Source organism: Anoxynatronum buryatiense (assembly GCF_900182905.1).
GTDB lineage: Bacteria > Bacillota > Clostridia > Peptostreptococcales > Tindalliaceae > Anoxynatronum > Anoxynatronum buryatiense.
Genome location: NZ_FXUF01000022.1, coordinates 22,713 through 45,151 on the forward strand (window position 1 = coordinate 22,713; position 22,439 = coordinate 45,151).

At 50.6% G+C, this 22,439-nt stretch carries 21 protein-coding genes, 1 pseudogene and 1 riboswitch; all 22 genes and pseudogenes read right to left on the reverse strand.

Annotated elements, in window-relative coordinates; all coding sequences use genetic code 11:
• Window positions 1-153: 153 nt before the first annotated feature.
• Window positions 154-1,002, reverse strand: a complete 849-nt coding sequence (locus tag QOL74_RS17560; protein ID WP_283410808.1) for a methyl-accepting chemotaxis protein — start codon at window positions 1,000-1,002, stop codon at window positions 154-156.
• A gap of 183 nt (window positions 1,003-1,185) precedes the next feature.
• The gene (locus QOL74_RS17565; protein ID WP_283410809.1) at window positions 1,186-1,959 is read right to left on the reverse strand and encodes a class I SAM-dependent methyltransferase; all 774 of its coding nucleotides are present in this window, start codon (window positions 1,957-1,959) and stop codon (window positions 1,186-1,188) included.
• Window positions 1,960-1,977: 18 nt separating this feature from the next.
• Window positions 1,978-2,766: an ABC transporter ATP-binding protein gene (locus QOL74_RS17570; protein WP_283410810.1), complete on the reverse strand. Its 789-nt coding sequence runs from the start codon at window positions 2,764-2,766 to the stop codon at window positions 1,978-1,980.
• Window positions 2,767-2,769: 3 nt separating this feature from the next.
• Entirely contained in the window at window positions 2,770-3,822 is a 1,053-nt protein-coding gene (locus tag QOL74_RS17575; RefSeq protein ID WP_283410811.1) for a FecCD family ABC transporter permease, read from the reverse strand.
• A 25-nt stretch (window positions 3,823-3,847) separates the two neighbouring features.
• Window positions 3,848-4,975 (reverse strand): ABC transporter substrate-binding protein, encoded by a 1,128-nt coding sequence (locus QOL74_RS17580; protein WP_283410812.1) that lies wholly within the window; start codon window positions 4,973-4,975, stop codon window positions 3,848-3,850.
• A gap of 383 nt (window positions 4,976-5,358) precedes the next feature.
• Window positions 5,359-5,549, reverse strand: a riboswitch (cobalamin riboswitch).
• 48 nt (window positions 5,550-5,597) lie between these two features.
• Complete coding sequence (locus tag QOL74_RS17585) at window positions 5,598-6,671, reverse strand: ATP-binding cassette domain-containing protein (RefSeq protein WP_283410813.1); 1,074 nt, start codon at window positions 6,669-6,671, stop codon at window positions 5,598-5,600.
• An 82-nt stretch (window positions 6,672-6,753) separates the two neighbouring features.
• Window positions 6,754-7,443 (reverse strand): GTP-binding protein, encoded by a 690-nt coding sequence (locus QOL74_RS17590; protein ID WP_283410814.1) that lies wholly within the window; start codon window positions 7,441-7,443, stop codon window positions 6,754-6,756.
• On the reverse strand, window positions 7,434-8,441 hold the full coding sequence (locus QOL74_RS17595; protein WP_283410815.1) for an ABC transporter substrate-binding protein: 1,008 nt from the start codon (window positions 8,439-8,441) through the stop codon (window positions 7,434-7,436). The genes QOL74_RS17590 and QOL74_RS17595 overlap by 10 nt, the downstream gene beginning before the upstream one ends.
• A 145-nt stretch (window positions 8,442-8,586) precedes the next feature.
• The gene (locus tag QOL74_RS17600; RefSeq protein WP_283410816.1) at window positions 8,587-9,609 is read right to left on the reverse strand and encodes a FecCD family ABC transporter permease; all 1,023 of its coding nucleotides are present in this window, start codon (window positions 9,607-9,609) and stop codon (window positions 8,587-8,589) included.
• A gap of 5 nt (window positions 9,610-9,614) precedes the next feature.
• The gene (locus QOL74_RS17605; protein ID WP_283410817.1) at window positions 9,615-10,640 is read right to left on the reverse strand and encodes an ABC transporter substrate-binding protein; all 1,026 of its coding nucleotides are present in this window, start codon (window positions 10,638-10,640) and stop codon (window positions 9,615-9,617) included.
• 157 nt (window positions 10,641-10,797) lie between these two features.
• The gene (locus tag QOL74_RS17610) at window positions 10,798-11,607 is read right to left on the reverse strand and encodes an ABC transporter ATP-binding protein (RefSeq protein WP_283410818.1); all 810 of its coding nucleotides are present in this window, start codon (window positions 11,605-11,607) and stop codon (window positions 10,798-10,800) included.
• A 101-nt stretch (window positions 11,608-11,708) separates the two neighbouring features.
• Window positions 11,709-11,888 carry a hypothetical protein gene (locus QOL74_RS17615; protein WP_283410819.1) on the reverse strand — a complete coding sequence of 60 codons (180 nt, stop codon included), beginning with the start codon at window positions 11,886-11,888 and terminating at the stop codon, window positions 11,709-11,711.
• 3 nt (window positions 11,889-11,891) lie between these two features.
• Window positions 11,892-12,266: an ArsR/SmtB family transcription factor gene (locus tag QOL74_RS17620; protein ID WP_283410820.1), complete on the reverse strand. Its 375-nt coding sequence runs from the start codon at window positions 12,264-12,266 to the stop codon at window positions 11,892-11,894.
• 561 nt (window positions 12,267-12,827) lie between these two features.
• Window positions 12,828-13,766 carry an ABC transporter substrate-binding protein gene (locus tag QOL74_RS17625; RefSeq protein WP_283410821.1) on the reverse strand — a complete coding sequence of 313 codons (939 nt, stop codon included), beginning with the start codon at window positions 13,764-13,766 and terminating at the stop codon, window positions 12,828-12,830.
• Between the two features lie 99 nt (window positions 13,767-13,865).
• A complete protein-coding gene (locus QOL74_RS17630; protein ID WP_283410822.1) occupies window positions 13,866-14,636 on the reverse strand; it encodes an ATP-binding cassette domain-containing protein in 771 nt (256 codons plus the stop codon).
• Complete coding sequence (locus tag QOL74_RS17635; protein WP_283410823.1) at window positions 14,629-15,366, reverse strand: GTP-binding protein; 738 nt, start codon at window positions 15,364-15,366, stop codon at window positions 14,629-14,631. Before QOL74_RS17635 ends, QOL74_RS17630 begins: the two co-directional genes overlap by 8 nt.
• Window positions 15,367-15,738: 372 nt before the next feature.
• A complete protein-coding gene (locus QOL74_RS17640) occupies window positions 15,739-16,920 on the reverse strand; it encodes an ABC transporter ATP-binding protein (RefSeq protein ID WP_283410824.1) in 1,182 nt (393 codons plus the stop codon).
• Window positions 16,921-17,006: 86 nt separating this feature from the next.
• Entirely contained in the window at window positions 17,007-18,668 is a 1,662-nt protein-coding gene (locus tag QOL74_RS17645) for a bifunctional metallophosphatase/5'-nucleotidase (protein WP_283410825.1), read from the reverse strand.
• Window positions 18,669-18,670: 2 nt separating this feature from the next.
• Window positions 18,671-20,113, reverse strand: a complete 1,443-nt coding sequence (locus tag QOL74_RS17650) for an ABC transporter substrate-binding protein (protein WP_283410826.1) — start codon at window positions 20,111-20,113, stop codon at window positions 18,671-18,673.
• A gap of 235 nt (window positions 20,114-20,348) precedes the next feature.
• Entirely contained in the window at window positions 20,349-21,170 is an 822-nt protein-coding gene (locus QOL74_RS17655; RefSeq protein WP_283410827.1) for a carbohydrate ABC transporter permease, read from the reverse strand.
• Window positions 21,171-21,331: 161 nt separating this feature from the next.
• Window positions 21,332-22,201, reverse strand: a complete 870-nt coding sequence (locus tag QOL74_RS17660; protein ID WP_283410828.1) for a carbohydrate ABC transporter permease — start codon at window positions 22,199-22,201, stop codon at window positions 21,332-21,334.
• A gap of 20 nt (window positions 22,202-22,221) precedes the next feature.
• Window positions 22,222-22,439: pseudogene (locus tag QOL74_RS17665) on the reverse strand (IS1634 family transposase); the annotation flags it as partial.

Here is a 22,439-nt window from a genome sequence, read left to right on the forward strand (position 1 = left end):
CACTCTTAAAGGATTTTTTAGATTAAAGCTTATTTGATGGAAGTTTTTACCCTGCCAACTTGAGATGTGACCAAGTGATGAGCGCAGTACACATTTGCTGTTGTCTTTCAGCAATTCATGCACTCTTCGCTGATTCGTTGTCAATTGATCTACCTATCGGTACCGATCAATGAAGTGGGTGAGTCGCTTGACCCGCTGGTTGATCTCTTCCGCTTTTTTCAATACTTCTTCAGTTGTGGCGGCCTGTTCCTGGCTGACGGCACCGACAGTGCCAATGTTTTCATTGATCTCCTGTACACTGTGATTCATGCCATTGACAATTTCCTCGATTTTCTTCACTGCCTCCTGAGACTGGAGTGACAACTTGCGCACTTCGTCAGCCACAACGGCAAATCCCCGGCCATGTTCTCCCGATCTGGCGGCCTCAATGGCGGCATTAAGACCCAGCAGGTTCGTTTGGCCGGCAATGCTCTTAATCATATCCAGAATGGCAAAAGTGTCTTTCTGACGATTGGACAGATCGGTTACTCTTTCAACGGAGTTTTGCCCTGCGCTGGCCAGATTATCCGAAGAGGCTGCCAATTGTTCGATGCTCTCTGTTACCTGTTGCACAATGATTTCCAGTTCCGTGACATTTTCAATGAGTTTTTTATTGGCTTCAAAGTCAATGCCGGAGCTGAGGGTGCCGATCACTTCATTGTTCACTCCATAAATGGGTGTGAAAATGGTTTTGATGGCTCTCCCGTAAACTTCCTCCGGCACGTCATCAAAAGTATCTTTTTTATAGCGCAACGCTTCTTCTATGGTTTTAATGCCTTTGATGGGCTTGCCCTCAGGCAGGTCAAGCTCAAAGGCATCGGCTCGATAATAACCGATGTACTTGTCCAAATCGGTTAGCCCCACTGCCATGTCTTCATGAACTACCCGGTTGATATAGGGTAACACCAGTTTGAACGCCGCCAAAATCTCTTCGTTGGTTTGAAATGAATGATTTGCCAACATAATCTCCCCCTCTTCATGGAATCAACTCACCATGCATCCTATCCCTTTTCTGGAGGTTTTCAAACCCACAGTGAAGAAATGAGTGTTTCGGACACATATACATCTTGTGATTATGTTAATACCACAATGAGGGAACTTTGTAACAACATCCTTTAGTGACTTAGTTGCTGCGATCTGTTTCCGTCACTGCTTTTTCCCCAGAAGGACATACCGGTGATAGGCATTCAACAGTTTTTTCTGAAGAGGCATTTGCTGCCACATGATCCGATCCACTTCTTTTAGCGGAATCTGCACCACATTTTTAAATCCGCAATTGTTGGCCAACTTTGTGAAAATCTGCACGCCGTTTTTTCCAATGAGGGGCAATGATGCCATGATGTGAGGATCATAGGTTTGTTCTTCTTGTTCTTCATGCTGCTGATTCTTTTGGAAGCTTTTCAACAGCGTTCCCATGGCTTTGAGTAAGCGCTGTTGAAGGGTTGGGCAAAACCAATTGGCATCGATCATAACGAAAATCCCTCCGGGTTTCATGACGCGATGCCATTCACTCAGGGCTTTTTCAGGATCTGTGATGGTCCACAACACATTGCGGCTGATCACCACATCGTACTGATCACCGGTGGTTTCGCTTAGCTCTTGGGCATCCTGCTGCTCAAAAACCACTTTTCCCATATGTGGGGGCTGTTTGCTCCTGGCGATGGCCAGTAATTCTGCCGAAAGATCAACCCCTTTAACACTGTATCCCAGTTCTGCCAGCATGAACGCCAGATTTCCGGTACCTGTTCCAATATCTAAAATATTTCTGGGCGACTCTCCAATCAGTTGACGCAGCAATTTCATCCACAACTGCTTCTCTGCATCACTTTTGACAGCATGATCGTACCCTTCGTCGTAATGGCTGGCACAATGATCCCATCTGTGGCGAATAGCTTCTGTCAGCGCTTCTGTTTTCCTCATTTCAATCCTCCTGCCCGTTTACATATCCATCACGGTGTCCAGAAAAGGCATCACCACCGACCGATGTCCAATTTGCTCTACTTGGCTGATTTCACCGTATATCTCCCGCAGTACTTCGTCGGTGAGCACGTCTTGGGGGCGCCCCTGGGCAATGATGCTTCCCTGACGCCCCAGCACAACCACTGCATCGCAGAACCAAAAAACATGATTGGGGTCATGGGTGCAAATAATGGCTGTCTTGCCTGCTTTCATATTGCTGCGAATGGTTTTCCACAGGAGCATCTGGTTTTTGAAGTCAAGACTGGCGGTGGGCTCATCCAGCAGCAACATCTCTGTTTGTTGTGCAAAGGCTCTGGCCAGTAATGTTAGTTGTCGCTGGCCCCCACTTAACTGGGTGTATGGCACCTCTGCCAAAGAGGTGATGCCGGTCTTCTCCATGGCTTCAACAGCGGCTTCATAGTCAGAGGTTTTAGGGCCATACACACCTCCCATATAGGGTGTGCGCCCCATCAACACCACTTCTTTCACCTGGTAAGGAAAAGGGGGTGTATGTTCCTGGGGTACATAGGCCATCATCTGTGCTCTTTGTTTCGGGGGCATGCCGTGCAAAGGCTTGTCTTCCAGAAAAATGTGCTGCTCATGTTTTCCCGGCATGACGCCTGTCAGGCATTTAAACAAGGTGGTTTTACCCGTTCCATTAGGGCCAAAAAGACCGCACAGCTGTCCTTTTGGCACTGAAAAACTGATTTCCCGCAGCACCTGATGGCTCCCATAGCTGAATGAAAGTTGCTCCACATGAATGGTCACTGTTCAGCCTCCCATATAGTTTGATCGCCGCCGCAGCAAGAACAGTAAATAAGGTGCTCCCAGAATGGCGGTAATGATGCCGATGGGCACTTCCCCTGTGGAGATGGTGCGGGCAAGGGTATCGCAGATCACCAGAAAAATACTTCCCATGATGGCTGCCAGAGGAATTAAAAAACGATGATCAGGGCCAACAATCAGCCGGGCCGCGTGTGGGAGCATGAGCCCCACCCAACCGATGATTCCAGTGAGAGACACAGAAATAGCAGTTATGGCCGTTGCTGTCACCATCAAAACAGCTTTTGTTCTTTCTGTATGAATGCCCAGGGTTTTGGCCTCTGTTTCTCCCAGAGATAATACGTTCAGTTTCCACGCGTTCATCCACAATAGCAACACCCCCACCGCCACAACGGGTAAGATGGTTTTGATATCTGACCAGGTGGCCTGGTACAGCCCGCCCATAAGCCAAAAGACCAGTCGTCGCAATTGTTCTTCGGTGCCGATATATTGAAAAATCGATACCATGGCCGAAAAAAGGGAGCTGATGATCACACCTGAAAGAATCAGGGTCACCAGCGGCGTTTCACCATTCATTCTGGCAACGCTGTAGGTGGCTGTCACCGCCAGCATCCCAAAGAAAAACGCCAACAGCTGAAGGGAGTAGGGAAATTCAAAGAGAATGGCCAAAGCTGCTCCAAAGGCGGCGCCGGAGGAGACTCCCAGAATGTAGGGTTCGATGAGGGGATTTCGAAAAATTCCCTGATACACCGCTCCGCTGGAGGCCAGCGCTGCCCCCACGGTCACTGCCAGCAGAATGCGGGTCAGTCTGATATCCCACACGATGGTGCCTGCCATTCCGTTGGGAACAGGCACTCTCCATAGCTTGTGCCTTAAAATCTGAAAAACCTCTCTGGGATCAATGAAGTAGGCTCCAATGCAGAGAGAGGCTGCCATGACCAGTACCAGCAACAGCCCCATCGTGCCAATAAGCTTCTTTTTATTCTGATTGTTAAAGGAGATTTTTTTTGGTGCTTTATAAATTTTCTGAGAGACTTTCATGCTGGACAATCTCCTCACCCGATGTTTAGTTGACTTCTACGATGGCAGTGTATTGCTGGGCTTCGATGGCCTTCAAGGCTTCTTCTCTGGTCATACCGTAATCCTGCATGTACATGTTCACTTCTTCCGCTTCCAGGTCAATGTCTTCAAAAAGTTCAGGATAAATGGTTTTGGCCATTTTCAGAAGTGCCACAGGTGTTTCAATGGTTGCCCGCCATTCTTCATATCCCAGACTAATGAACCTGTCATTTTCAATGGCCTGCAGGTGTTGTACATTGCCCCAGTTGAGACCTGCCTGTCTGCCCTCCCGAACCACCGCAGGGTCCAGGTAGCCGTCGTGTCCGTGGATAATCAAGACATCAGGATCCAGCTTCAAGAGCTGCTCTTCTGATATCTTGACAAAGTCACCGCCTTCAATGAGATTGTTGGCATTGATGATTTCTGTTAAAAAATAAGATTGGATGCTTTTGGTGCCCATCACATTGTCCATGGTGGCAAAAATCACCACATCGGCTTTGTCTGCTGCTTCTATTCCCTGTGTGCGGCTGCGAATCAAAGCCACTTTTTCATCCATTCGCTGAATCAGAGCTGCCGCTTCCTCCTGTTTTTGGAACACTTCTCCCACCAGACGCACATGCTCCCAGGCCGTGTCGATGTGTGGCTCTTCAAAGCAAGAGGGGGACAGGAAGGTGATGACAGGAATGCCCAGCTCTTCGATTTTGTTGATGGCATCTGAGTGCAGCTCTTTTTCCGACTCATTGGTGACCCACAGTTCCATGAAAACCACATCTGGCTTTAAGTTGGCCAGGGTCTCATAGTTCACCCCTGACCAGGCTGACCCGATGTCTGGGACAGTTCCCACCACTGGCACAACATGATTGCGAAAGGTGTTTTTCTTGGCATAATCGTCTACACCAACAATCATCTCTTGAATGCCAAATATCTGCATGGACTTTGCCGCCAAACCCTCCCATTCGATGATGACTGCCGATGTGACTTCTTCTTTTATTTCAACTTCCCGGCCCCACATATCCTGAACGATGCGGGTTGAATTCTCTTGTTCATCCCCTGTTTCCTGAGGTGCACAACCATTTATGACCAGTAATGCCACGATTGCCAGCAAGATCATCCCTGCCGGTTGCGTCCATTTCATGCCCCTTTTGCTCTTGGAAAATGGCATGGGGTGATGTTTTTGAAGGCACTTGCTCATTTGATCAAATCCTTTCAGGTTGAATTGATTTTTCGTGGGTGGTGGCTCATGTTGTTCCTATTCTCTACTTGCAAATGATTTGCATTTAAATGAACGCTTTCATTTTATCATTTACTGCAGATTTGTAAAGTGCCTTTTTTAGCATTTAGATTAAATCCATTGCATTTTGGACTTGCCTTCTATACTTATTAATTTGGAAGGACTACCCTCGCTTCACCTGAAAGCAGTCCACGCAAAAATCCCTTTGTTCCACAGGGGAACAAAGGGCTATGAGTCGCACAAAATCGCAACGCTAAGCTACCTTTCCCAGATCCACGTGGGCATGGCACTACCATCGATTACAGGCAGGTCTCCTGGCTTGAGCTTCTTCATTGCTTTCTCCTTCCCATGCCCTGGGCACAGTGGTGAATGAAAGCAACTCTTCTCTTACAGTGGCGGGACCGCGCTAGATTTTCACTAGACTTCCCTTTTAAGTGATGACCCTCGCGGGCATCACGCCTGAAATCGTATTAAATTGTCTCAGCACTTAGCATATACATATAATATGATATTGTCAACGCGATTCTTATCTTCCCATCAGCTGCGACAAATCGATTTCATCGATGGTTTCACCGCTGCGCAGCCGATGACGATAGGACAGCATCAGCTCATCCAGCTGCTGCAGGGGCGCAATGTTCTGCTGCTCCTGCACCGTGGTTGTCACCACCTTTTGAATGGCACCATGGCGCAGTACCAGGCGTTTGGAACCCATGAGAGCCAGCACGGGATCATGGGTGGACATGAGGATGATTTTCTCCCGGCTGACCAGCAGGTCAAGGGCCTTTTTCCGGTCGATGCCGGCATTTTCGATTTCATCAATGAGCACAATGGGAGAAGTGCTGAGAAAAGCCGTATCGGCAATCATCAGCGCCCGGGACTGGCCGCCGCTGAGAGCGGTGACGGGGGTATCCCAATAAAACATTTCCCCTGCCAGGGCGTTGGCCTGTTCGGTGATTTCTTTCACCTTTGCCGCCACTTCAGGCTTGGGAATCATGCGGCTTTCGGCGTGCATTTCAATGAACTCGCTGACGGAGAGGTCCATGATGAAGTTCATATTCTGGGATAACTGGGCCACCAGCTTATGTTCCAGTGAAAAACGCCAGGATTTGTCAGGCACCTGCCCATTGATGAAGATGTGCCGTTTGGTGGGAGTGTCTCCCTGGGCCATCCATTCAATGTCGGCCAGCAGGCGGCTTTTTCCTGAGCCAGTGGGACCCACAATGCAGACGATTTCGCCCTGATGAATGGTCACGGTGACGGCTTCCGGCTGACCATGCTTGTTTTGCCCCCCTGCAATGGTCACGGAAGACACCTGCAACTGGTTGCCGGCCTGCAGGGTTTTCATGTGATCAAGATAGCAGGCCAGCTGGTTCACCAGGTCTTCCCTGTCGATGCCCAGGTCTTCCAGCAGCTCCTCCTCCAATTGATGCAGGTAATGCTGCAGGGTGATGCCTTTCGTGGGATGGGGGAGGCCGGCGGCTTCAAAGAAGCCGGTTGTATGGGTATCGTCGGCGAAGATTGTTTGGAGGGACAGGGAATGGCCGGCTGTTGTTTGAGTTGATGCCTGATCTGATTGAGGATTTTTCTTTGCGGCAGGCATGGTCTCCGCACCACCTTTCTTAAAAAGCTATGGTGAAAAATGATAAAAGCAGGATTTACCCGGAGTTTGTGCCGGGTGGCAGCTATTTGTGAAACTGCATTTTCCGCACATTTCCCATCTGAAAATCAGCGCCGATTTTCACTTCTCCCAGGCAGTAGGAGCAGAGGGCGGCGGGCATGGAGAACCGCAGCCGTTTGCCACTGAGGGTTTTCACTTCATCGGCTGCCTGCAGCAGTGTGGCGGCTTCTTCGGCTCCCTGCCCGGTGATGCCGTTCACATGCACAATATGTGCCCGGGGATTGGCCTGGCGTACCCGGAAGGCGAAGACTTCTTTTTCTGCCTGGGAAACAATGTCGTACTTGGTGATGATCACCACGTCTGCCAGTTTCAGCATGGGACCGATTTTCTGGGGGGTGTTCACTCCCATGAGGTTGTCGATGACGCACACGCCCATCACCTCTTTGATATGGGGAGAGCACCGGTTGCACAGGCCGGCGCTTTCGTTAAAGAGGATGTCCAGTCCCTGGGACTGGCCCCATTGGAAGCAGGCTTCGATGTTGCTGATGAAAAAATGATCGGGGCATAAGTTGCCTGACAGGCCCACTTTCACGGGAATGCCTGCTTTGGTATAGAGCTTGTCATCGTTGGTGGTGAGGCAGTCCATTTTCACCACTCCCACGCCGATGCGCTGACGCTGCATGCTTTTGCAGACGTTGATGATCACCGAGGTTTTTCCCGAAGAGGGCGGGCCTGATACGGTGACTAATCGCATGAACTCACCTCTCGAAAAGCCTGGACAAACACCTGGTTTGTCTGGTCTTTAAGATCTTCAAGGGAATGATTGCGAAGAAAATCCCAGCCCAGCCATTTGTAGGTGATTTCCCCGGGCAGCCCGGTGGCGGTATGGGCGTTGACGGGGGGAAAGCCCACGCCGGAGAGAATGGCCGCCATTTCGTCGCTTGCCAACAACTGGCATAGCTCTGGCATGGTTTTCTGCGCGCCTTGCTTCACAAGGCAGGTGATGGGGTTGAGAATGGCACCGTCTTCCGGCCAGACCAGGGTCACCTGATCGGTTTCTCGAATAAGCTTTGAGAAGGAATAGGGGATGGCGGCCACTGCCGGAGCCTCTGCTTTTCCTTTTCCCGCCATTTTCACCATTTGTGCCGGATGCAGGCCCATTTTCAGAGACCGGCCCATCTGCGCCACGCCTTCCATCCCATGCTCCTGATAGACATTGAGTAAGATCCCTTCGCAAAAATCTTCGTCATTGTGACCGCGAATGGCTACTTTTCCTTCATAGACGGGGTCCAGCAGGTCTTCCCAGCGCCGGGGCACCGGCAGGTCCTGGTGAAAGGTGCGATCCACCATCAGCAGGGTGGGATTGAACCCCAGCAAGGTATAATGGCCTTCCGGGTCGAGCACTCCCGCATCCCGCAAGGCCTGGGGACAGTTCTCCTGTTGGTTCAGGGTTTGGTAGACTCCGGTGTCTTTCATGTGGCGCATAAAGTGATGGTTGTAAAACCCGTTGAATCCTGGAGCAATGAAGATCTCCGGCAGGTCATCGGGGTTTTCCAGCTGATCCACCACTTCAAAATAATCCAGCTGTCGATTGGCATTGGCCACCACTGCCAGTGTTTTAGATGCATAGGCTGGGTGGGCTTCCACAAACTGGTCAAGGCGTTCTTCAAAGGGAACTTTCAGCGCACAGGGTATCAGCCCCAGAAAGTTGACTTTCAGGGCGTCCCGAATTTCTTGATGGCTGTCATGCATTGATTCACCAGCTTTCTATTGTTCTGTTTTTCTGTTTTTCTGTTTTTCTGTTTTTCTGTTTTTTTATTGACTGCCATTGATACCTTCACTAATTCCTTCAATCAATCCTTCAACGAATCCTCTTATTCGTCTTTCCATCATTCCTTCAACGGCCCCGGCCCCGGTAGAGGAGATACAGAAAAAAGGGCGCTCCCAATACAGAGGTGATCACCCCCACCGGCAGTTCCACCGGCCGAAAAACGGTGCGGGCCACGGTATCTGCCGTTAGAAGGAGCAGCCCGCCCATGAGCCCGGAACCAATGGTCAGATACCGGTAATCATCCCCCACCAGCAGCCGGGTCATGTGGGGGGCAATGAGTCCCACAAACCCGATGGTGCCGGCCACACTCACCGCACTGCCTGCCAGCACGGCGGCAGTGATCATGATGAGCGACCGATACAGACGCACCCGCAGCCCCAGGCTGCTGCCCACTTCTTCTCCCAGCAAAAACAGGTTGATTTTAGGGCTTAGCAGCAGGGCTACCAATACTCCCAGCAGCGTGTAGCCGGCAATAAGGCTGACGTACGACCACCCCCGGCCAGCGAGGCCTCCCAGCAGCCAGGAATAGGTGACTTCAATATCATCACTGTTGAGAATCATCAACCCGGAGGTCATGGCATTGAGAAAGGCAGAGACCGCCACCCCCGCCAGCACAATGCTGACAGTGGTGTTCAGCTGTTGATGAAAGGTGAGCCCGTACACCAGCAGCACTGCCAGCAATGCCCCTGCAAAAGCGGCGGGAGGCAGTAGACTGAGCTTGCCGGGAAAGAAAATCATCACGCTCACCGCCGCCAGTCCGGCCCCGGCATTGACACCAATCACCTGGGGTGATGCCAGGGGGTTTCGCAGCACCCCCTGGAGCAACGCCCCGGAAACCGCCAGGTTCACGCCCACCATCACTGCGGTTAACATGCGGGGAAGCCGGATATTGTAAACCACCTGACGGGCCAGACTGTCGGCATTGGAACCGGTGAAAACACCCAGCACCTGCCGGAAGGTGAATTCAACGGTGCCCATCCGCAGGGTCACCATCATCAAAACTGCCAGTCCCAGGGCCATGAAGGTGAGGGACCACATGCGTTTCTTTCTGACTGCGTTCAGCACCTGTTCAGCTATGGCGGTGTTCATCCGGTCTATTCTCCTGCTCCAATGATTTTAGCGGTTCTTCGCAGGGCTTCTTCGTTGCTGATATTGCCGGGAGCAATCTGAGCCGGCAGTATGAATAGCTGGTTATTTTTCACCGCTGACAGTTCGCTCCATGCGGGGTTGTTTTTGAAGTCTTCCAACAGTTGCTTGTGTTCGTCTTTGTCGTTGCCTGAGGCTCGAAGCAGCACTATGTCGGGATCTTCGGCCAGAATGGTTTCGGCATCAAAGTCAACCCAGGTGGATTGGCCGGAGCCGGGAAGCCCCAGGGGAACGATGTTCTCAATGTTCATGCGGTGAAGCAGTGCTCCGAAGAAGCCGGTGGGCTGTGCGGCGGTGACTTTATCACCGATTTCCAGAATCAGGCCGGTCTCATACCCTAAAGGAGCGACTTTTGCCTGCAACTCAGCTGTGACGGCATCCAGTTGGGCGATGTAGTTTTCCCCTTCTGCCTTTCGGTTCAACACTTCTGCCATGAAAAGAATACGGGAGACAAGGGGGTCGTCGATCACCTTATTGGGGTCAATGAACACCACTGCCCCGCTGATTTCTTCCAGCGATTCCAGCAAATCGGCATGTTGCCGGGTGTTGGCGAAGATTAGCTCCGGTGCCAGAGCGGCAATGGCTTCCAGGTTGGGGTTGTTTTGGTTGGACACGCTGGGAAGGTCGATACCTTCCTGGCGATTCTTGTACTCTTCCACTTTGCCCACGGGGGTAATGCCCAGTTCAAAAAGTTCTTCCATAAAATTGCGGGTAAGGGCCAGTACCCGTTCAGGCTGGTCTGGCAGTTCCACTTGCCGGCCCAGGTGGTCTTCGATGGTGCGCCCAGCAGCAAGATCTGTTTCGGCTGCTGCCGCTGCGTCTCCATCAGCGGCTTCGGCGGAAGACTCGGCAGCAGGTGTTTCTTCCGGTGCCTCAGCTGCCGGAGCCGGTGCACTTGATGTGGTGCCGCAGGCTGTCACCAGCAGGGTCAGCAGCAGCAAGAGGATCAGTAAGGTTTTTTTCGTTGATTTCATGTCATTTCCTCCGTTCGGTTATCAGTTCTCGGTTGTCGCTTTTTGGTTATCAGTTCTCGGTTGTCGCTTCTCGGTTATGGATTCAATCAGTGTTGTTGATGATACTGGCTGTGTTCTGCTGTGTTCTGCTGTGTTCTGCTGTTTTCCATTGTTTGATTTACCCGGCCGCCTTGTTTCGGCGGCATTTTCCAGGCTTGATGCCCGCGGGCACCACCACCGGGTGACAGCAGTGCTGCACCCGGCATACCTGGGCATGTATGCCATATGCATCATGCATGGCACTGTGGGTAATCACTGTTTCTGGCGGTCCCTGGGCAAAAACCTCTCCCTGCCGCAACAGATACACCCGGTCTGAAACGGCCATGGCGTGGTTCAGGTCATGAAAAACGGTGATGACGGTTTTATGAAAGGATTCTTTCAGATCCTGAATCACCTCCAATACATCCCACTGGTGTTTGATATCCAGATAGGTGACCGGCTCGTCCAGCAAGACCAGCTGGGTATCCTGGGCCAGCACCATGGCAATCCAGGCCCGTTGACGCTCGCCGCCGGAAAGGTCGGCCACGTTCCTGTGGGCCAGGTGAGCGAGAGCCATGTAGTCCAGCGCCCATTGAACGGTTTCCCTGTCTTGACTGGTCATCATCCAGCCGGCTCTTTGATGGGGGCTTCGGCCTCTGGCCACCAGCTCCCACACGTTCATGTGCTGCACCGGTTCCTGCCCCTGGGGAAGAAAGCTGAGCTGTCGGGCGATTTCCCGGCGTCCCAGTTTTTTCAGGGGATCCCCCCGCAGGGTAATGGTGCCGGCATCGGGCTTCAACAGCCCCGCCAGGTTGCGCAGCAAGGTCGATTTTCCTGAACCGTTGGGCCCCAACAGGGAGATCACTTCTCCCGGCTGTGCCTGCAGATCGATTTGATGCAGCACCCGCTTTTTTCCATAGGCAAAGTCCAATTGACGAACTTCCAGCATGTGATCTTTCCCTCCTCCACAAAAAAGAACCCTCCTGATGACAATGCTTTTTTCGCACCGCCTCATGGAAGGGTTCACTCACAGAACCGCCTTCCGGCCGTTTATTTTTCCGGCCAGTCAACCACATATCGATATTGTTTGCCACAGTGAAGAATGATTTCTTTCTGGCCTTTTTTCAGAAAGCGCATTTCAATTTTCATTTCGCTGAAACCGTCATGCTCGTACAGCGACTGATAGAGCTCCTGAATTTTCGTCAACACCATTTCATTGTTCACCGCCATGGCTCATCCTCCTGCGCATTTCTTGGGTTGATGATGGTCTTCTGTCAGGTTGGCCCCGTAGCCGCAGGAACCATCGTGACGACAGCCATGATCCTTGAAAAGCGTCTGGTATTCCTGGCGGGCGATGGCTTCCAGTTCCCGGGAGATGCCGTTGATCTGCTCTTTTTGCACTGCATAGAAAACATAATAGCTTCTTTTTTCACCCACCACCAGGCCGCTTTCCCGCAGCACCTTCAGATGCTGGGACACTGCCGCCTTGGAGATGTTCAAGTGCCTCGCCAGGCCGCCGACACAGTAATCTTTTTCCAGCAGCATGATCACCATTTTCAGCCGGGTTTCATCTGCCAGTGCTTTCAGTGTGCGTAATAAGGATTCCATGCGTATCGCTCCGTTCCTTTCACTGACTTCACTGACTTCATTAACTTCACCGGCTGCATTGGCTGATTCAGTTCGCTGAACGCCAGCACTTTTGAACTGAGATTGACAGCTGATGATGCGGTACTGAGGTGTTAACATCTTGATGTTTGGTGATGTTTGGTGATGTTCGGTAATGTTTGGTGACTTTTGGTGAAATCATTGGCGATGTTTGGTGGGTTTTGAGTTCGACTTTGACTCAAATTAATTTGATTAAGCAATGACTTAAACAGAATTCTACCCCATCTAATTGATTTTGTCAATCATTATCATTTATATTTTGCATACTCTTTTCCCTCCCTCTTTCACTCATTCCGTCTCCCCGGTTGAGGCAGATAGAGATCGTTAGGTGTTGACGAGAATCCAGAGTGAGCGTATTTTTTGTGAAGGGTTAAATAGTCTTCGAAACAACAATAACCTCCGCATACAATTTATATGCGTTGTCGAAGCGCACAAAATGATATGCGGAGGTTGATTGAATGAATACCTATTAATAGCCGGAATGCGTTAGTATATGATCATGTTTTATTCCAGTACATTCATATCGTTCTTTTCAACCCACTCCCAGTCGGGATATATGAAACGCGTCTTCTGCTCTTTCAATTCCTGTTTAGGTTCAACGCGGTCATGAACCGGGATCATAAATCCCCGTTGACTGTATAAATGCTGCAACTCTTCTGAATAAAGACTCTCCATAAGTAATTCCTTTGCTTCAAGCCCAGCTCCGGTCCTCACAGCAACGTAAGAAATGATTACCATGAGACCCTCCTTAGGCCAAATTTGACTAACGTGACCACTTTTGCCTGCACCAGTAGCGAAAAGCAACGGAACAATACCTAAAGGATATTCTCCCCGATCCACAGCATCAAATATCGCTGCGGGATTGCTTAAAACGCTAAAGTTATGCCTCGCTTTCATCAAGCCTTCCTCGCCATATAAATACCAGAATCCTTTCAAAACTGACTTTCCGGCTGGTTTGTCTGTGCTTGCTATTGCTACTTTTCCCGCCAGGGCCGGATCCAGTAAATCCTCCCAACCAAGGATCTCTCCTGTTTCTTTTAGCATTTCATCATTTTTGATAATGACCACAGGCACAAGCAACGAAGGCTGGAAATAGCCCTGGGGATGCGACATCTCCGCAAATTCAGAGCGAATTGGAAACCAGTCCTTAATCGACTCAAAGAGATGCAGGTTACCCAAAAGCATGTCTTTGCGATGGAACAGTTGCATGTCTGTGCTCACAACTATGTCAGCCCCTATGCCTCCCTCATTTAGATCCCGCTCAAGCCTCTCATCCATTAACATCTCTTCAATTAATCCATAATAGTCAAAAAGAACGGTTCCCCTACTATTCACCTTCCACTCCGATTCTTTCGCATCCAATCTCTCTTTAACCGCCTTGTTAAGGCATGCCGGGTTGTTCCAATACACTTTTATATCTTTATTCACAGGCTGATTGTTCATCCTTCATTCTCCCTCCATTATTGATTAAGGCTATTGCAACTTTGCTGAAAGCTGCATTGACGCTTTGCCTTGCCGGGTGATGGTCGATTAAATGGACGCTCACATTAGCGAACATACAGACACTCTTTCTCCCTGACGTAATTGATCCTGCACCGTTTGAATGACACCTGCCATCTGCTCCAGCATCTTTCGCACAGATTTTTCTTCTGATGCCAGTTCAAGAACACGCTGCATTCCTCCATTTCCCATAACGATACGCTTCTCACCCAGCAAAGCCAGTAACGGATCATGGGTCACGACCAGCACAATCTTCTGTTGTGCCGCTAGTGTTTCCATCGCTTTCAGTCGATGTATCCCAGCGTTTTCCACTTCATCAATGAGCACAACCGGCGAATCTCCGTTAATCGCAACATCTGCGATCATCAATGATCGGGACTGCCCGCCACTCAGCCGGGTCAAATTTTCGCCAGGCTTAATCGCTTCTCCTGCAAAGGTATTCGCGCATTCAATCACCTCATCTGCTTTTTTATCAGGTTCTTGAAAGCCACGGCAACCCGCATGCATGATTAAAAACTCTCTCACTTTCATATCAAGAATAAAATTCATATTTTGTGAAAGATGGGCCACTAAATTCTTTTCGTATCTGCTCATGGCATTATCTGCCGGCGCATTGCCATCAAGAAGAATTTGGCGCCTGGAAATTGAATCTCTTTGAGATATTTGCTCAATATCATTAATCAGCTGACTCTTGCCCGAACCAGTAAATCCCACAATGCTGTATACCTGTCCAACCTTAATGCTCACCTCTCGTACTGCTTCGGGTTCTCCGTTTTTCTGAAATCCTCCAAGTATTGTTATTTCCTTAAGCATACAGCCCACCTCCACGTGTGTTAAAATCCATCTTATAGACCACTCCGTGCTGATGCTTATTGCCAAGACGTTTTTCCCCCATGCAGTACGAACAGATTGCCGTAGGCATAGGATAGCGCAGCCGTGAATCACTGATCTCCTGCAGAGGCGATTCTTGATTCACAATGGCCGCCAGCCCTTCACAACCACTACCCGTCAAGCCGTTCGCTTCAGTAATCAGGGCCTTGGGATTTATTTCTCTGATTCTGGCTTTGAAAACTTCTCGTTCCGCCTGAGACACCATGTCTCCCTTTGTCACAATGACTACGTCTGAGGTGGTGACGACTGGTCCTGCTTTTTGAGGTGTTTTGATGCTGGACAGGCAATCCACCACACAAAAGGTCAGTACTCCGTCTATACCCGGCGCACAGCGATGACACAACCCTGCCGTTTCAATAACTAATATTTGAGATTCCTTTTCTTCTGCCCATGAAATCATCTCTTCAAAATTCACAGCATAGAAGTGGTCCGGGCATATATCATTGCTCAATCCAATGGCCACTGGAACACCCAGCTCCGCATATTTTTTATCGTCTTCCGTTTCCAGGCAGTCTACTTTAACCACCGCCACTTTTTGTTCGTTCCTCAATAAGCTCTGCACCACATGCAGCATTACTGCCGTTTTTCCCGTAGCCGGTGGTCCCGCCACAATGATGGCTTTGGGACGATTCCTCGTTGTGTTTTCTGTCATATGCCTCGTTCCTTTCATTAGGCCGTGGCCCCCGCAAGACCTACCAGCGCTGTCATCTCTTTCTCTTTAACCTGATAAAACATGTTATCTAAGTCTCTTTGTTCCATAGATATTCGTCGAGAATAATTGAAATCTGAGACTCACAGCCGTTTCAACCGATATCGAATATCATTTTCATTATAATGATCATTATCATTCAAATCTATCCAATATCGGACAGTTTTCAGAAAAGACAGAAACGTCTAATGCCTTATGAAAAAGCCTGATGCCTATGAAAAAGTTTAATGCCTCATGAAAAAGCCTGCATTGACGCTTGTTTGATTCGCTTATCAAACAGGCTCCCCTGCAGGCTTTTGCTCTTTGAAATATTCCTTAAAATTTCAGTCGCGTTCCAGCGACAGGATCAAAAAAATGGGCTTTCTCCATATTGATTTGACAACGCACCTGCTGGCCCTCCTGAAAGGTTAGTTCCCGGTTTCCCACGATGACAAGGTTCCGGTCGGTTCCCCACTGCAAATGCATCACCATCTCCCGCCCCATGTTTTCCATGAGGCTGATCTGGCTTGAGAGACCGGCAAATTCACCGGTTATTGACGACGAAATCCCTTCGCTTTGCCTGCTTGGGTCCTGGTGATGCTGCTCCTGGCTGGATGTTGATGCGACACCGGCGGCCTCCAGCATGAGATGTTCCGGTCGAATACCGCAAATCACCCGCCCGCTGCTTCCCACTTGCTCCAGCAGCTTTTTACCCTGGTGAGGGATCAGGGGCAACGCCTGGTTCTCCAGTTGCAAAGCCACTGTGTGATGCTGTTGTATCAGGGTTCCTTCCAGAAAATTCATGGCCGGCGATCCGATAAAGCCTGCCACAAAGAGGTTTTGCGGCTGTTCATAGATTTCGTCGGGGGTGCCGATTTGCTGAATGGTGCGGTTGTTCATCACCACAATCCGGTCGCCCAGAGTCATGGCTTCTGTTTGGTCGTGGGTGACGTAGATGAAGGTGGTTTGTAGTTTTTTGTGGAGCGAGGCAATTTCTGCCCGCATGCGCACCCGCAGCTTGGCGTCAAGATTGGAGAGGGGTTCATCCATCAAAAAGACGCTGGGGTGGCGCACAATGGCTCTTCCGATGGCCACCCGCTGGCGCTGTCCGCCGGAAAGTTCTTTGGGCTTGCGGGTGAACAGTTCTTCAAGAGACAAAATCCTGGCCTCCTCCAAGATGCGCCGATGAATTTCATCTCTGTTAACGTGTTGATTTTTAAGCCCCAGGGCCATGTTTTCGTAGACGGTCATGTGGGGGTACAGGGCATAGTTTTGAAATACCATGGCGATGTTTCGATCTTTGGGCGCTTTTTCATTCACCCGGGCTTCGCCTATATACACGTCTCCTTCGGTGATTTCTTCCAACCCGGCGATCATGCGCAGGGTGGTGGATTTGCCGCAGCCGGAGGGGCCGACGAAAACCACGAATTCCTGATCCTGAATATCCAGTGAAAAATCTTGAACCGCCACTGTGTTGCCATATTTTTTGGTCACGTTTTTCAGTGCCAGACTTGCCATGGGACTTCCTCCTTGATGCTTGGTAGGTACATGATACATGCTCGTTAGATGTTCTGTGGGGGTGTACCTGACGCCTTATGGTTTCGTCAGATTAAATGATTGCCTGATGAAGCGAAGTGAACTGACCCGGATTTTGTGAGGAACTGCCGGTTTTGAACCACCTGCACCTGATTCAATCCACCCTTCGCCGCATCTTCCATCAGAAGATCCGGCACATTGCCGGGGATCTGCTTCACTTTGATGAAGGGGTCGATGCCATGGGTATAAGCCATTTGGTGCGCCATAAAGGTGGTGGTGGTGACTGTGTAAAGGGTTTCGAGGTCAAGGGGTTTTCCCTGAAAGGTACAGGCAGTCAGTCGCCGCCCGGGGGACTTCTCAATGTCAAAGGTGTAATCGATGCCTTTCCACAACTGGTAGTCATGGATGCGCACCATGGGGCTTCGCCAGGCATCGTTGATGCGGCAGCCCACAGGGCTGGTGTCATCTGGTTCAAAAATGGTTGCGGCGGTCTCCAGCATGGCCAAAATAGCTTCACCCTTTATCTGCACCACCCACAGGTCGTCGGGAAAGGGGAAAAAGCGAAGAAGGTCACCCCGGGTAACAGCACCTGCTTTCAATCCTTTAAACAAGCTGTTGGAGACCGACAGTACCGACATCTCTGTGCTGCCTCTTTCCATCAAAATTCCGTGCATCCATTGCACCAGGGGATGTTCGTTGATGCATATATCTATCAGCAGATCATTGATGGGGCAGGGGGTTGTCAGGTTCGCAACCACCTCTGATTCCCATTTTAGGGCTTCTTTTTCGAAGGCGGCCAACCGATCGATCAGGCTGATTGCCGGTGGTACGGTCAGCTCCCCATTTTCCAACAGCTGCAGGCTTTCTGAATCGTCACCCGTCAGCACGCCTGCTTCCACAGATGTGATGGTCCAGGGGTCATCCGCCGCTCCCCGGCTCAGGTGCAGGGTCACTGCCCCCAGGCCGGTTCCCAGGGCTCCCGGCTGCACCACCACCTGCCTCCCCAACTTCTGAACGAACCGGCGGTGCTGGTGGCCGGTGAGAAGCACGTCAATCTCCGGAAAGGTTGCCAGCATTTCCAGCCCCCGGTTTTCTTCCGGCTTGGGCAGGGATTTCCCTGTGATTTCATGCCGCTGTGTGCCGCCATGGTAGGCGACCACCACCACATCCACCTCATGATTGTTTTTGATGCGTTTGATCCAGTAAGCCAGAGTGTCAATTTCATCTTCAAGAACGATGTGTTCGTCCACCTGCCGAAACACCCGGGTGGTGAGACCGATGACCGCAACGGTCACCGATCCCAGTTTTCGGATGATATAAGGCAACCCCACCGCCGGTTCCCCGGTTTCCCTGTGAACGCAGTTGGCCGACAGCCAGGGGAAGGGAGAGAGGGCCACCACCTGTTGCAGTGCCTCAAGGCCGTAGTGGAACTCGTGGTTTCCGATGACGGCACCGTCACATTTCAGTTGGGACAGTGCTTCCACCATGGGGTGGTTTTCGAGGGGGCCGTCTTTGCCATATACATGCACCAGCGCTGATCCCTGAATGGCATCACCGTTATCAATGTAAAGCACCGGGTCACCCTGTTGCCGTTTGGCTTCAATGAGGGTGGCAATCTGAGCCAGACTGCTGAGAGGCTGGGTTTCGCCGGTTTGCACGGCAGGGTTGCCGGATGGCATGAGCTGGCCGTGGAGGTCAGAAGTGCAGAGAATGCACACTTTTTGTTTCATGCCTACCACCCCAGTATTTGTCTGACTTCTTCTGCGGCACCATTCAGAGCCTCTTCGCCGGTTTTCTCTTTCAGAAACGCAGCGGCAAAGGCATCCAGCATCAGGCTGTCAATTCTGGCACCATGCACCCCCGGCCAGTTGTACCAGTTTCCCAGGTCCTCCAGCTGATCATACGACCGGGTGGCCTGGGGATTGGCGGCCATGTATGCGCTGAGAAGACCATTCGGCTCAATCAGGCTTTTTCGGGCAGCCATATAACCCATTTTTTCCACAATAATGGCGCCTGCCTCAGGTGATGTGGCATATTTGACGAATTCCCAGGCAGCAGCTTCCCGCTCTGGGTCAGAGGGCATGATATAGAGATTGCTGCCACCTGCGGGAACACGCCGGGGATTGCGATTGACCATGTTGTCGTACGTGGGCAGCAGCATAATGCCCAAATCAAAATCGGCATTTGCAGTGAAGTTCACCAGATTACCTGTGGTGGCAACAATCATGACCGATGACCCGTTGATAAAGTTTTCTGCGGCTTCAGAACCGCTGATGTTGGGATAGGTACCCTCTTCATGCATCATGGTGAGCCAGAAGTCCATCACCCGCTGTCCCGGTTCATCATTGAAGTGAATGGTTTGGGTTTCCTGTGACGCCATTTGGCCTCCGAAAGATTCCACCAGGGTCTGAAACTGCCAGGTGTCATAATCCAGCTGGAACCCAATGCCCGCAAGCCCCGCTGATGGTTGCGCCGCTTTTTTCGCCCACTCCCGCACTTGCTCCCAGCTTTCCGGCTGATCAACGTAGTCAATACCCGCTTGTTCCAGCAGATCTTTGTTGACATAGATCAGCGGTGTACTGATGGCAAAGGGCATGGCGATCTGCTCTCCCTGTTCATCTTGACCCAGGGTCAGCATGTTGGGGAAGAAATCGCTGAGATCAGTGTTTTCCTGTTCAATGTAGGGTTGCACACTGACAGCTCCCAGGCCTTCTTTCATGAAATTGTGGCTTGAGAGTCCCATAATGGTGAGATCCGGCAGCTGCCGGGCAACCGCCAGTGTCTGCAGCTGCTCCAACAGGCCGCCGTACCAGCCGGGCACCATTTCGTGTTCCACGCGAATACGATCCTGAGAATCATTGAAGCCCTGTACAATTTCATTCATGGCTTCTTCCCGGGGGCCAGAGAAAACGTGAAGAAAGGTGAGGGTGATGGGCTCGGTGCTCACCGGTGCCGCTGAAGCCGCCGGTGCCGATGTACCTGTATCACTGCCGGTGGCAGCGGTGTCGCTGGCTTGGTTTTGGACTGTGCCTGAGGTGCAGGCCGACAGAAACAGGGCCACTGCCAGCACGAGTGCAGCCAGCCTAAACGACTTCATCCGGTTGATTGGGTTGATCGGATTGACATGATTGACATGATTGATCGGATTGATCGGGTTGATGTCTTTAAAGAACATTGTCACACACTCCTTTTGATCTCGTTGGGTTGGTGAACCTTCAAATAGCTGCTATCTGTGGAATCCGTCTATGATTGATTGTTTTGTGTCATCAGTTTGTCTGTCGCATGCATTATCATCTGTCGCACACGCTTTCGTCTATCATCTATTTCTTTCGTCTGTCACCCATTCACATGGTATGACACTCACTCTTTCGTTTGGCATCCAATGGAACAGGCGTTTACGGAAAGGCTGACTACTTAATGCCACTGTGCACATGACTCTGAACAAAGTACCGCTGTCCCAGCACATAAATCACCAGCACCGGCAACACCGACAGAGTGGCCGCAGCCATGGTGGGGACCCACTGCACCAGGGTTTCGTCGCGAAAAGCGACGATTCCCACGGGAAGAGTCATCTTTTGAGAATCTCTCAATACCACCAGTGTCCAGTAATAATCGTTCCAGTTGCGCACCAGCTGAATCAGCCCGACAGAAATAATCGCAGGCACTGCACTTCTCAAATACACGTGGTACAGCACCTGAAAGCCGTGGCAACCGTCAATGCGGGCAGCTTCATCCAGTTCCCTGGGAATCTGGAGAAAAAACTGACGCAGAACGAAAATGGCGTAGCCACTGGCCAGATGAGGCACGATGACTCCCTGATAGGTGTTCACCCAGCCGAAGGCATTAATCACCATAAAAAGTGGAAATAGAATGGCCTGGGGTGGAATCATCATGGTGCATAAGACAAAGAAAAACAGTGGTTCACTGCCTTTAAACCGATAACGGGCAAAGGCATAAGCCGCCAGCACTCCCAGTGTCAGCTGCCCTGCGGTCAGGCAGCCGGCCACAAAAACACTGTTGAAAAACCAGCGCATGAACGGCGAATTTTCCAGTACCTGCCGATACCCTTCTAAACTGACCGAAGTGGGGAAAATCAGCAGGAAACGTTGAAAAACAGCGCCGTAGTCCGACAGGGAAATGCTGACCATCCAAAGAAATGGTATCAGTATCAGGATGGCGGTGATCATGAGAATGGCGTGAATCCACCAGCCTGTCAATCGATGTTGGTTCATCGTGTTAACACCTCGATGTTTCTTTTGTGGTGATGCTGAATGCTTCTTTCTTGATCATGAGTGTTTCTTTCTTGATCATGCATGTTTCCTCTTTGATAGTGCATTGATAGTGCATTTTTTTGACTGCTCATGCACTTTTCTTGACTGATCCTGTACCTGCTTTACTGATAATGAACCTTTCGCTGGACGATTCGCACCATCAGCAGTGTCAGGATCATCGTCGCCACAAACAGCACTGTGGCTGCCGCCGTTGCCAGACCGGTATTGAAAAACTTGAAGGCTTCCTGCCAGACAAAAAACACCATCATGTTGGTGGCATTATTGGGACCACCCATCGTCAGTATTTGCACCGTTGCAAACACCTGAAAAGAAGACAGTGTCGTCATGACAAAAACAAAGAAGGTGACAGGAGATAGCAGGGGCAATGTGAGACGGGTCAGGCGTGTGAAAGGCGAGAGACCGTCAATGGCCGCTGCTTCATAGATTTCTTTGTCCAACTGCTGGATGCCTGCTATAAACAGGATCACATTGTAGCCGAAAGACTGCCAGATGCCCAGAATCACCAGGGCCAGCAGCGCACTTTTTGATTCGTTCAGCCAATTGGGCCCCTGAATTCCCACCAGAGACATCACCTGGTTAATAAGACCGTGCCGGGCATTGTACAGCAGGCTGAAAGACAGGCTGGCTGCCGCCACAGAGATCACCACCGGGATAAAGAAAACAAACCGGTACAGGGCCTTGGCTTTCTTTGTCTGTTCAATGAGCAGGGCGTACATCAGCCCCAACACTATGGAAACCGGCATGGTGGTCATCACATACATCAGTGTGTTACCAATGGTTTTTTTGAAGATGTGGCTGCCAGCCAGCTGTCGATAGTTTTGAATCCCCACAAAGGTCATGTCCCCTGTCAGCAAATGCCATTCACTGAAACTGATGAACAGGGAGTACAGAAAGGGAAAGACAAAAAAGACACCATATAGCGTCATCGTTGGAAATAGCAATAAATAGGGCAACTTACTTCGCGTGACCATAGAACCTGCATTCCCGGAATTTATAACGAGGGCGGATCCACACCTAACGCTATATAAATATCTTTCTGTTTCTGTGTCACTTCACCCAGGAGGCGACCATGCTCAGGTGATTCAAACAGCTCAATTGAGTCAAGTTCATCCAGGAGACCCTGGAGGGTCCATTTGGTGAAAAGGCCAGCATCCTGCATCTTCTTTTTCACGTAAGACAAATAGATTAAAGCAATAAACTCAACGAATA